This is a genomic window from Pirellulales bacterium, assembly GCA_019636345.1.
GTDB lineage: Bacteria > Planctomycetota > Planctomycetia > Pirellulales > Lacipirellulaceae.
The window spans coordinates 959,951-971,828 of the sequence record JAHBXQ010000002.1 but is presented as its reverse complement, the minus strand read 5'-3'; the positions used below and the strand labels follow the sequence as shown (position 1 = coordinate 971,828).

Annotated in this window: 10 protein-coding genes; 5 read left to right on the top strand and 5 right to left on the bottom strand. The window is 63.1% G+C overall.

The window, feature by feature from the left end; genetic code table 11:
• Positions 1-249: 249 nt before the first annotated feature.
• The 3 genes from KF688_07695 to KF688_07685 form a co-directional block, all read right to left on the bottom strand.
• A complete protein-coding gene (locus KF688_07695; GenBank protein ID MBX3425544.1) occupies positions 250-672 on the bottom strand; it encodes a hypothetical protein in 423 nt (140 codons plus the stop codon).
• A gap of 102 nt (positions 673-774) precedes the next feature.
• Entirely contained in the window at positions 775-1,791 is a 1,017-nt protein-coding gene (locus KF688_07690; protein ID MBX3425543.1) for a DUF1559 domain-containing protein, read from the bottom strand.
• A gap of 175 nt (positions 1,792-1,966) precedes the next feature.
• The gene (locus tag KF688_07685; protein MBX3425542.1) at positions 1,967-2,677 is read right to left on the bottom strand and encodes a hypothetical protein; all 711 of its coding nucleotides are present in this window, start codon (positions 2,675-2,677) and stop codon (positions 1,967-1,969) included.
• A gap of 592 nt (positions 2,678-3,269) precedes the next feature.
• Between KF688_07685 and KF688_07680 the strand changes: the two genes are divergently transcribed.
• The 5 genes from KF688_07680 to mscL all read left to right on the top strand — a co-directional run bounded on the left by KF688_07680 (position 3,270) and on the right by mscL (position 8,548).
• Complete coding sequence (locus KF688_07680) at positions 3,270-3,956, top strand: sigma-70 family RNA polymerase sigma factor (GenBank protein MBX3425541.1); 687 nt, start codon at positions 3,270-3,272, stop codon at positions 3,954-3,956.
• The gene (locus KF688_07675; protein MBX3425540.1) at positions 3,953-5,854 is read left to right on the top strand and encodes a LamG domain-containing protein; all 1,902 of its coding nucleotides are present in this window, start codon (positions 3,953-3,955) and stop codon (positions 5,852-5,854) included. The genes KF688_07680 and KF688_07675 overlap by 4 nt, the downstream gene beginning before the upstream one ends.
• A 223-nt stretch (positions 5,855-6,077) precedes the next feature.
• Positions 6,078-6,947 (top strand): hypothetical protein, encoded by an 870-nt coding sequence (locus KF688_07670; protein ID MBX3425539.1) that lies wholly within the window; start codon positions 6,078-6,080, stop codon positions 6,945-6,947.
• Complete coding sequence (locus KF688_07665; GenBank protein MBX3425538.1) at positions 6,944-8,041, top strand: RluA family pseudouridine synthase; 1,098 nt, start codon at positions 6,944-6,946, stop codon at positions 8,039-8,041. Before KF688_07670 ends, KF688_07665 begins: the two co-directional genes overlap by 4 nt.
• A gap of 120 nt (positions 8,042-8,161) precedes the next feature.
• On the top strand, positions 8,162-8,548 hold the full coding sequence (mscL, locus tag KF688_07660; protein MBX3425537.1) for a large-conductance mechanosensitive channel protein MscL: 387 nt from the start codon (positions 8,162-8,164) through the stop codon (positions 8,546-8,548).
• 68 nt (positions 8,549-8,616) lie between these two features.
• Here the strand turns inward: mscL and KF688_07655 are convergent, their stop codons facing one another.
• Together KF688_07655 and KF688_07650 are read right to left on the bottom strand one after the other, a co-directional pair.
• The gene (locus KF688_07655; protein MBX3425536.1) at positions 8,617-9,828 is read right to left on the bottom strand and encodes a response regulator; all 1,212 of its coding nucleotides are present in this window, start codon (positions 9,826-9,828) and stop codon (positions 8,617-8,619) included.
• A gap of 76 nt (positions 9,829-9,904) precedes the next feature.
• Positions 9,905-11,821 carry a PAS domain-containing protein gene (locus KF688_07650; protein ID MBX3425535.1) on the bottom strand — a complete coding sequence of 639 codons (1,917 nt, stop codon included), beginning with the start codon at positions 11,819-11,821 and terminating at the stop codon, positions 9,905-9,907.
• Positions 11,822-11,878: the final 57 nt, after the last annotated feature.

Here is an 11,878-nt window from a genome sequence, read left to right as displayed (position 1 = left end):
ACCGTCCGATCATCGTCTCTTCCCCCTCAAGCGTGCTGGATGGCACTTCACTGGTGAGCGTGGTTGACGGGCGTCGACCGCCGGTCGAACGCCATGGCCCGCCGCGGGCCGCAAGACATGAGAACAACGCAACAAGATCGCCTACCGCCGCGCTGCCCCGGCGATCGCCGCAACGATCGCGCGACGGCGATAGGCGAATCGCTTCTGAGAAGTTTCTCTTCTGAAAAAAAAGTTCCGTGGAACTCGTCGCTACCGCTCGGGCCGCGACGAGAGATTGAGGACCGCCTCGTTGACTTTGCCTGATTCGACTTGAATGACCAGTCCCGACGTCTCCGCGACGGAGTACCGCTGCGGGACGAGGAGTTTCCTCGGGGCCTCGGGGTTGAACGTCGCCGACTCCTCGACGGCGATGACGGCCGCCCGGTGAGTTCCGATCGTCGCCCCGGCGCCCAACTCGCCCGAGGTCAGGACGAATCGCCCCTCGGAATCGATCTCGCCGCGGGCGCCGCGTCCTTTCTCGGGCATCGTCACGACGACGCCGGCCGTCAAGGGCTTGCCGTCGAGCAGCACCTGTCCCTTGACCGACGCAAGGCCGTCGCCGCCGCCGCTGCAGCCGGACCAACCGATGGCCGCGGCCGCGAGCAGGTACTGCCAACGCGTTGTTCCCGACACTGTGTTCGCCTTGGCTGGTATGACTTTGATTGTAATTGGAATCGCGTTTTTGTCGCTCCGGGGGCTGACGCCCGCCGGCTCGGGGGGAGATCAAGGTTGTAATTATCGCCCCGAACCGCCGCCGCCGGAGGTGCAGGTCGAATCGGGCTGGGCGACGTCGTCCGCGTTGTCGCGGGTGGCCAGGGCGCGCAACACCCGCATTTCGACGTCCTCGTTGCGGAAGCTCGCCGAACCGTCGGCCATGCCCAAATGGGCCCCGCCCGGATGGCGGCTTCCCAGGCTGACGTCGTTGCTCAGGTATCCGCTGTAGGTCTCGCCGGGCTTTTCGCGAAAGGCGGTGTGCATCGGCCAGCGGACGTTCTTCGAGTTGTAAAGCCAGCCGTGATAGTCCCCGCCGGGACCGCTATTGACGTCGAGCGTGCCGACGATCCAGCTGCGAGTCGGACCGGCGTCCCAGGAGCATTCGCCGATCATGAGCGTGCTGGCCGTGCCGTCGCCGAAGTTTCGGAACTGAATCTTGCCATTGAAGACGATCGACCCGTTGGATGCCAAGCCGCCGCTCTCGCTGGCTCCCTCCCGACGGACGAGCATCGTGTAGCCGGAGTCGGGATAAGCCGCTGAAGCGGGATCGCAGGACGATTTGGCCCCCATGTTGCCGACATAGTGAGCCCGCAACGGCGAGAATTCGACGAACACGGACGTGTTGCCCGGGGTCGAGGTGAAGACGCTCAGTTCGCCCCCGGTGGAGGGGCAGTTGAACAGCGGGACAGGGGTCTGCTCGGCCAAGTCGTTGTTGGCGTGGAACCAGGGGACGCTGTCGTCGATCAGGTCGCGTAGGACGGCGTTCTCCTGATAGGGAAGAATTTGACCCAGCCAACTCAACCCGGTCGCCTGGTGAGCCGAGTTGGCGACGACTTGGTCCCCCGCCGACGGCAGACGCTTCATGGCGTCATGATGATTGTGGCAGGCGAGCACGAGTTGACGGATTTGGTTGACGCATTGCGTCCGCCGCGCCGCCTCCCGAGCGGCCTGGATCGCAGGCAGCAAGAGCGCAACAAGGACCCCGATAATGGCGATCACCACCAGCAATTCGACCAGCGTAAATCCTCGTCGCCTCATCCTGTCCGCTCCTCATGCCGTCGGGATCCGCCGCAGGGGCGGCCCGAGAAAAAGGGATACCTTCGTGGCCCTGACGTGTCTCTGCGTGTGCCTGATTTGTCTCTCTGTTGGAATGTCGGCCGGCGGACCGCGGAGGGCCCGCCGGCCGAGCGATTCAACTCCAAAAAGATCCGATCTACTTGCGATTCCTCCGCCGGGCGGCGACCAAGCCGAACGCACCGCCGATCATGGCGAGCATCGCCCCGGTCGGTTCGGGGACCAGTTCGTACGAGACGCCGTCGTACCACGTGCGGTTGTTCACGCCGATCTGCGAAGGAAGGTCGTCAATGTACACGTTCAGGTTGCCGCTGCCGTCCGACAAGGCGATGCCAACGAGCCCGGCGAACTGCGTCCGGTCACTCTCGGTGAAGGGAGTCGGCGGGTTCACGTAAGCGAGCGTGCTGGCGAGCACGGCCGGGGTGGCTCCCAGGTCGGGCGCGTCAGTCGGGTTGGCGAACAGAGTGTTGCCGCCGGGACTGGAGGTGAAGCCAGCCCGAATGTTCCAGTCGGGAGCCGTGCCGCTGCCGTCCCAGAAATGGACGTAGACCCGATAGGGGGAGTTCGCCGCGAGGCCCGTGATCGTCGTGGTCAGTTCCGGAGAGTCTTCGCCGTTGCCGTCGCCCGACTGAATAAAGGTGCTGCCGACGGAGAAGCCCGTTCGGACCGTCCAGAGGTCATCGTCGGCTTGACCGTTCGTGCCGGCAGTGAAGGCCGAGAGCGGACCGGTATTGTCCTTCGAGGCGTCCAAATACGTCAGGGCGGCGCGAGCGCCGGGGATGCACGTGGCGATCGCCGCCAGGGTCATGGCGACCCGGGCGCAACCGGAAATCCAATTTGTCATTCTCATGAGACGAGACCTCACTGCTGAAAGGAAGAAAGAGAAAACCGCATCGATCGCCGCTGCCCTGCTCCGTTTCCTGCACCTGACTGCTGCTTGCCGTCCTGAACCAAGTACTTACGAGGCAACAGACTGGGGACCGGGTCGTCGACGCCATCGCCAGCCCTGGCCGGTGCGGGCTCCTGCGGCCAACCGCAAACGACTTGCCGATTCAGACAAGCAAAATCGGCCGAAGTGAACGGGCAGACGGAGCAGCCAAGCCAAAAAGCAGCCGGGAGGGCTGGGAAACGCCTTGTGACGGTCGCCGGATTCGCGTCTGCCCTCGCGAAACCCCGCTCCGACCCAGTCGGAACCGACCGATCATGTCTTGCCTGCAGGTCGGTAGACCTTCGGGCTATCTGTTAATCCCCACACCGGCCCTCGCTTTCGCGACAATTACGCAAAAAAAACGAGAAAGTTTCCCCGAAAGCGTCTGGTCGCTCCCAGAGGGGAGCCCCAGCGGCAGTCGGTTGAGCTTGAGCGTCTTTCTGGCGGGATTCGCCGCAAAAGGCTCGGTCCCTCGGGTGATACACAGTGGAACCTTGCAATTTCGGGCGATCCCGTGTTCGGCATCCGTCGGCTGCGCGCCTGGACGGAGTGCGCTTGGCCGGTCACAACTGAGAGGGTCTCAAGTGCGGCGGACCCCATTGGCAGAGTTCCCAAGAGAACGGACGTCGTCGCGACGGAGCGTATTGCCTTGACCACATCCGATTTCGAATCCGACAGTTCCGAGCAGGAGCGGCATACTGAGTTTTTGCGACTGTTCTCGCAACATTCGCGCCGGGTGTTCGAGTTCATCTCGACGCTCGTGTTCAACTCGTCGGACGCGGAAGAGGTGTTCCAAGACACGTGCGTCGTGCTCTGGAGAAAGTTCTCCGAGTACGACCCCGAGGGCTCGTTTTACGCCTGGGCCTGCAAAGTCGCCTATTTCGAGATTCTGCACCTCCGGCGCGCCAACCAGCGGCTCCAGATCATGAGCGAGGAAGTTTTGACCCTGCTGGCCGACGACCTGTTGTGCCGGTCCGAGCACCTGACCGCCCGGCGGGCGGCGCTCGAGGAGTGCCTCGACAAACTGGCCGCAAAGGATCGCACGCTGATTCAACAACGTTATTATTTGCAGCACCGTCCGAAAGAGATCGCCCGGAAGGAAGCCGCGTCGGTGCATTCGATTTATCGCTCGCTGGCGCGCATCCATGTGGCGCTGCGAGAATGCGTGGGCCGAGTCATGGCCAAGGAGAACGCGTCATGAAAAACGACGACTCTCGCGTGGAATACGACGTCACGCGGATTCTGATGGCCGCCGTTGACGGCAACGCCACGCTCGATGAACTGGCAGAGGTCAATCGGCGAATCCTGGCCGACCCGTCTTTGGCGTCGTTCGTCGTCGACGTCATGAGCCAGGAATCGTGGCTGACCTGGTACAGCACGAAGTCGCGCAACGGCGGCAGCATGCGGGCCGATTTGTTGGAGCAGATCGTCGCCACGGCCAGTTCGGCCAAGTCGGCGGGGACATCGACCGGCACGGTTCCGCAACGCGATCCCGCATTCCGACCGGTCGCCGGCGCGACGGCCGCGTGGCGAGCGCGACTGACCCGCGCGTCGAGGTCGTCCTATTGGGCGACCGCGGCGGCGCTGCTGGCGGTCGCGGCGGGCTGGACGCTGGGCTTCGGACAGGCCAGTCGCCAGTTCTCGCAGCGCGAGTACACGGCCCCTTCGCTCGCGGAACCTGGTTCGCTCGGCGAACCCCGTTACGCGGCCCGGTTCGTCCAAGGGACGGCGTGCCTGTGGAATCTCGACGGCCGAGCGGCCTACCTGACCAACGACACGCTCCACACGGGCGAGACGTTGAATCTGCTCGAAGGCCTCGCCGAGTTGCAAGTCGACTGGACGGGCGGGCGCGCGGCGCTCAGCATCGAGGGCCCCGCAGGGTTGGTGCTGACGGCCGAGCGAGGCGCCAGCCTCAGCCACGGCAAACTCACTGCCGAAGTCAAGTCGACCGATTCGCAGTTCATCCTGACGACCCCGAACGGCCAAATCGAAGTCGCCTCCGACGCCTCGCTGGGAATCGCGATTGCGGGGGGAGACGTCGAGTTGCATGTCTTCACCGGCCAGGCGTTCGTCTCGCTCCCGTGGACCGCGGATTCCACCGGCGTGAAGCGGGTCGGAGTCAAGGCGGGCGAGTCGCTGCGGGTCGCGGCCAACGCCGACGGCATGGTGAGCATGGTGCGCGGGGAATCGTCGCCGGGAGCCTTTGCTTCGCAGACGTCGATGGGTTCGGACGGACTGCATGTGACGCGGGAGTACGCCCGCGAGGTGCTCGCCGCGCAGCCGTTGATTTACTGGCGGTTCGAGGACAAGAACCCGCAGCGAATCAACAACGCGGCGGCGGATCGCTACCACGGTCGCGTCGTCGGCGTCGCGGAGATGATTCGCGACCGCAGCAATCAGTATCTCGACCTCGGGGCGGCGCTGACCGACGAGGCGTATTCGACCTATCTGGTGTCGGAGGAGCCGATTCGCGAGTCGTTCGACGCCGGTTACGCGGTGGAAGCGTGGATTAAGCCGAGCCACTACCATTGGTGCTCGCTGGTCGCCTTGATTTGTCCGCCGCCGGAGCCCGACTGGAGAAGTCCGCATGCGTTGCTGTTGGAATTAGGCGGCCCCCGCGCCGCTGAGTCGTCGATCGAGCATCCGGGCCGCTTGCGGTTCCTCCACCGCAACCCGCCGAGCGACGTGGCCGGCTCGGGGACCTCGGTCTTTTCCGAAGAGTTGTACGATCTGCGCCGGTGGCAGCACGTCGTCGCCGTCAAGGAGGGCGATCGGCTCAAGCTGTACGTCAACGGCAAGCTGAGCGCGACCGGCGTCGACCCGACCCCGCTGGCCAGCGGCTGGCGGCTGCTGGTCGGACAACTGGACGAAAAGCAGAACTATCGCCGATTTATCGGCCAAATCGACGAATTGGCCGTCTATCCCCATCCGCTCTCGGAGCAGGATATCGTGCGGCACTACGAGTTGATCCGCCATCCGCGGCGCACGGAACCTCGCAACCCCGAAGCGAGTCGCACGGCCCGCAAGGTGCGCGGCTGGGTCGTCCCGCAGTTGATCGATTCGGCCGCGAACCCGGTCTGGGCGATTCCTCGGTCGTAGCCTGCACGAGGCATGCTGACTCGACGGACTTGCGCCGCCTGGGCGCCTGCGCCGTTCGGCGGTCGCGACCTACTTCCTGTCGCCGTGCCGCCTGGGGCGCCGGCGTGGTCGCCTTGACCGCAGGTGCAACGGGCATCTACACTTACGACTCGCCGCAGGCGTCCTGACGCCTCCGCAAGTTCGTCTCTTTCTCCCGTCGCAACGCATCGAAACCTCCTCCGCCATGCGCACCGAACGCCGTCACGAGCTCCAAACGAACACCCTGGCCAAGGACCTGGAGCTCGGACTCGAAAAGTTCCGCCCGTATACGAACCAAATCCTGGCGGCGATCGGGGCCGTTTTGCTGCTGTTCGCCGCGCTGTCGTACTGGCGCAACTCGCAGTTGAAGCAGGAGCAAGCCGCCTGGGAAGCCCTGCAATCCGCGATGCTCTCCAGCGAACTGGAGCTGACCGGCGTGCAAAAGTTGATCGAAGACGAGACCTACGCCGGCTTGGCGACGCAAGAATGGGCCGCCGTCACGTGGGCCGACAGGCAGCTCAGGATTGCCGCCAATGACGCTCTGATCCGCCCGGAGGCGGCGAGCGACAAGATTGACGCCGTGGCCGGGATTTACCGCCAGTTCTCCGCGAGCGCCTCCAGCGACGAAATTCGCAACCGCGCCCGGCTCGGACTCGCCCGCGTGCACGAGTTGCGGAGCGAAGTCGACGAGGCGATCGCCGCGTATCAGCGGGTCGAAGGCGAGTTCAAGGAAATCGCCCAGGACCGGATCGAATCGTTGGAGCGCACTTCCGGCATCGATGCGGTGAAGTGGCTCGCGACGGCTAAGTTCGAGTTGCCGCGCAGCGCGACCGGGCCTGGCACGCCGGGGGTGCGACCGCAGTTCAGCCCCGGGGAACCGGCCGCCGACGCCACGGGCGAGATGGAGTTCGATCCGACCCGCTCGTTGGAAGAAATCCTCGGCGGGTTGTCCGAGGCTCAAGGCGACGCGCGCTACGACGACAAGGACGCGGAGCCCGCCGACAAGTCGCCTGCCGCCGATGCGGACGCCGACGACGACGCGGCCGACGAGAGCGACGCCGCGGCTGAGCAATGAGCGACGCTCCCTTGTTGCCGTGGGACGACGACGGCGACCTTGCCGATTTGCCGGAGCTCGTCCCGCCCCCTCCCGGGCCCGCGCTGTCGCCCGAGGCGGTCGAGTCCTTTGATCTGACCACAGGGCCAGCCGACGTCGGGCAACGGTTGGACGTCTATCTTGCCGCGGCCCTGCCGGGGGTGAGTCGCTCGCGGATCCGTCGCGCAATCGACCAGGGTCTCGTCCGACTTGACGGCGAACCGCCGAAGGCTTCGTTCAAGCTGGAAGCGGTTCACCGCGTCGCCGGCCAGATCCCCGCCGCGGCCGAGGGCCCGCACCCTGAGCCAATTCCGCTGACGGTGTTGCTGGAGGACGAGCATCTGGTCGTCGTCGACAAGCCGCCCGGCATGGTGGTTCACCCCGCCAAGGGGCACTGGGCCGGCACGCTGGCCAGCGCACTCGTTCACCGCTTCGGGCAATTGAGCACGACCGGGGGCGCCGCGCGGCCAGGAATCGTCCATCGGCTCGACCGCGACACGAGCGGCGTGATCGTCGTCGCCAAACATGACGCGGCGCACACGGAACTGGCCCGGCAGTTTCACGATCGCACGGTTCAGAAGGAGTATCTGGCGATCGTGGCGGGACGACTCGATCGGGATCGGGACCTGATCGATCGGGCGATCGGCCCCCACCCGACCAGCCGGGAGAAGATGGCCCTGCGGCCCGAGCACCCCGACAGTCGGCCGGCGCAGACTTTTTACGAAGCCGTCGAGCGGTACCCGGGGTTCGCGCTGGTGCGGGCGCAACCCAAGACAGGGCGAACTCACCAGATTCGGCTCCACCTGGCGCACGTCGGCGTGCCCGTCTTGTGCGACCGGCTCTACGGGGGCCGAGCCAAGATCACGCTCGGCGAATTGCGGGCAATCACGCGCTGCAAACGACTCGGGGCCGGGCAGGCGGATTCTTGGGTCATGCTCGAGCGGCAGGCCCTGCACGCCCATCGGATCGCATTCACCCATCCGGCGACGGGAAAGCCCGTCGAGGCGACCGCTCCGCTGCCCGCCGACCTTCAAGCGGTCGTTTCCGTCTTGCGAGAATCGCGCGAGTTGGGTTAGAACTCGCCGGCGCACCCCCGCATTGGGGGGATTCGCCTGCGCGTGGCTCGTCCAAGCAGGTTGCATCGCGACGCGCCGTTTGCGTTCCTCGGACCCCTGCGAAGGATTCCCCACATGGGCATGCTGAAAGAGTTCAAAGAGTTCGCCATGCGCGGCAACGTGGTCGACATGGCCGTCGGCATCGTCATCGGCGGGGCGTTCGGGAAGATCGTCACGTCGCTCGTGGAAAAAGTCTTCGCGCCGCTGACCGCCTATCTGACCGGCAATTCCGACGTGTCGGATATGGCCTGGCAACTGCCCCCGGTGGTGGAAGGAGGAAGCTCGGCATCCATCGGCTGGGGCGCCGTCGCTCAGGCCTTGCTGGATTTCGTCATCGTGGCCTTCGCGCTGTTCCTTGTCATCAAGGCGATGAACACGCTGAAGAAAAAGGAGCAAGCGGCCCCCGCGGCGCCTCCGGAAGACGTCGTGCTGCTGCGAGAGATTCGCGACGCGCTGGCGAAGCGCTAATCCGCTCGCGCTGTCCGGAAGTCCTGGGCTATCGCAACTCGCGCAAATGCCGCGAACCCGCCGGCATACTAGCCAAAGGCATTTTCGTTCACCGCAAAGGAGCCGATTCCTGGCGAGCGGAGGGGGAAAGCCCCGTATTGATCCTCAGGCAACTTCACCACGGTCAGCATTCGCCTTTTTCGCGAATCCGAGGAGTGCAAATGGATCTTCTCGATCACGGCGCGGGTAAGCCGGCGCCCTTTGCGTAGCAACAGCGCACCGTCCGGCGACACGACGTCGGTGGCAATGATCATTCCCTCTCGCAAGTGATCCACATCCACCTCGACCGTCTCCGGGCTGGACGCATCTTCGTCCATCTCGCTCAAGGCAATGCACAGACGAGGATCGATCTTCGGAAAAGCCTGTTTCAATTCTTGGACTGCAGCGGTATTGTTCATGCCGTTGCCAATCAGCGCCGCCCAGTGAGTGCCAATCCTCAACAGCGCCGCAGCCAACTTCAGATTCCGTTGGCGTTCATCTCCGCCGGAAGGCAATTGCCCGTCAACCTGTAATTGAAGCCGAATAATCTGCGCAACATCGTCAAGTCGCGGAATTCTCTCGATCAGGCGCGCGGAAGATTCGGCAACGGCTCCCATGAGCTGAGGAGCTTCCGGATCCACGGGGGACAGAAAACAGAACTGACGCTGCAAGGGGTCGGGAAGCAGCGCCAACCCCAGGAACGCCAGCCGACCGGCGAGGCGACTTTCCCAACGTTCGGGAATGTCAAGTCGACCCTCAAGCTCCTTCACGACTGCGCCGACACGCCCCGACTGCTGCACAAGGTTCGGCTGCAAGGACTCGATGACGTCCGTCAGCACCCCGACGGCGCCGACGAACGTCCGATGCAGAAGCTGTTTCTCCCCGACGACAAGTTCGTACTGCCGCTGCGCCAACTCGAGCGTCTTGCGGATATCCTCCATCTGACAAGGCTTGTTGAGGAATCGAAAGACGTTCCCTTCGTTGACGGCCTGAGTCGCCGTGTTCACGTCCTGATTGCCTGTCAACATGATGTAGACAGTGTCAGGGGCAATCTTACGGGCCTCGTTGATGAACTGAATGCCGTTCATTTTCGGCATCCGCATGTCGCTGACTACGACCGAATACGCTTCCGTAGATGCAATCTTCGTCAGCCCCTCGCTGCCCGACTCGGCCAGCTCGATATCATAATCCATACAGAGATTGCGCTCGATGCTGCGAAGCAAGGTCGGGTCGTCGTCGACGAAGAGAATCTTGGCGGTCATGGATGGCCCCTAGTGAATAGCGATCTGCTGTTCCTGCTGATGCGTGCCGCTTGCACCTGCAAGCGAAATCGACTTGTCACGCCCCGTCTGCGACAACCGCTTCTTGTCCGCACGACTCGCCGTCGACGCTCGACAGGCTCTGGGGGAGTCGGATTCTGAAGGTCGTGCCAAGGCCGACTGCACTTGACACCTCGATCGTTCCGCCATGCCTTCGCGCGATGGCGTCGTAGGTTATGGCAAGTCCTTGGCCCGTTCCCTTGCCGACGTCCTTGGTCGTGAAGAACGGTTCGAAGATTCTCCTTCGCACTTCGTCAGACATTCCGCATCCGGTATCCTCGATTTCAAGCAACAGGTCGGAGTTTTGCTGGGCGGTACGAATCGTGATTGTCCCGCGATTGCCTTCATCGCCCTTCTCGGCGATCGCGTCAGCCGCATTGACAATCATGTTGAGCAGCACTTGGTTAATCTCGGCAGGGAACAGGAACGCGGTGCCAATCGACTCGTCAAATTCGTAACGGACGTCGGCGTAGTCCTTCCAGCGATTGCGCGAGATGGTCCCCGCGTTCTTGATGAGCTCGTTGACGTCGACGCCGACTCTGTCTTGCGTTCCTGGATGCGACATCGACTTCATGGCCCGAACGATCTCGATGACTCTCTTAACCGCTTCCGATGCCTCTTGGATTGCTTCGGGAACTTGGTCGCGAATATGCTCAAACCGAGTCGCTTTGACGACCTGGTTGATCTCGTCCATTCGCACATGCCAATTTCTCTCGGGCAAGTCAAGCGCTTTGGTGTAACTGTCGATCACGGCGAACAGGCGATTGCACGAATTCTTAAGAAACTCTACGTTGCCGCTGACGCATTGCATGGGCGTATTGATTTCATGCGCGATTCCGGCCGCCAATTGGCCGAGCGCCTCCTGTTTCTGGAGTTGCAAAACTTGCGTTTCCAGGGCCTTACGATCGGTAATATCGGTGTACGTGCCAAGAACGCCCTTGAGTTCGCCGGTCGTCGCACCCAGTACAGTGCGGCTCGCCACCACCGTCTTGGGGCCGTCTGGAAGCTGGTGGACCTCTTCCGTCGTCAGCGGCTCCGTCGCCGTCAGTACGTCTGAAACCGCTCGTGCATTCATTTCCTCCGATTCGGCTTGCCAGGGCAGATCTCGATCGGACTTGCCGACGACGTCCTGCGGGGCGACAAGGCCGAGATGCCGCGCGAAAGCGGCGTTGCACCCCTCGTATTTGCCCTCGACGCTTTGCCAGTAGATTGGCGTGGGGAGAGCGGCGAGCACAGAATCGAGATGCATCTGCTTTTCTCGAGCCTCGGCAGTTCGCTGCGCGACGCGGATCTCCAGGAGACTGCATTCACGCTGCAATGAGACTTGCAGAAGCGCCAGCGTCCACAACTGTCGTTGACTTTGAGCGACGCCCCAGAGAAGAAATACGGTCTCAAAGAGCACCCAGACCGTGTGCTCAAACGTTCGCCAAGGGGCGGCGGCAATCACTCCGTAGACGGATTCCGGCCAGAATGCGCCGCGAACAAGATGATCAATCGCCACAAAGCCGACAGCAGGCAGAAACACCCACAGATCGCGATAGAATGCGATGATTGCAAGCGATCCAAACACATGAAAATGCGTTTCGATCCGGCCGCCCGTCAGGTGAATTAAGAGCGCAGAGAACATGACCTGCGCCGTACACACGACAAACCGCGTCGACCGATCCTCATTGGCGAAACGAACCAGCATGGCCGGCCATATCGCCAAGATTCCGCCCAACACGACGCCGGCAAAGACATGGACGTGGAGCGAATGCTCGGCTCCGCTCCATGCGACTGGCGACACCCAGATCGCAAGAATGACGGATAAAACCCATTCGCACAGCAGCAGACGCACCAACACTCGGTTCGTCTGCTGCCGCAGGGCGCTCAACTGGGACTGGTAAACGCATTCAGCCTGATTCCGTTCCTCCTTGGTCATAGCGTGTGTAATCATGGCCTACTGTCGTCCTTCTGAAGGGTCCTTGAGACTGCATCCATATACGGGAGCGGT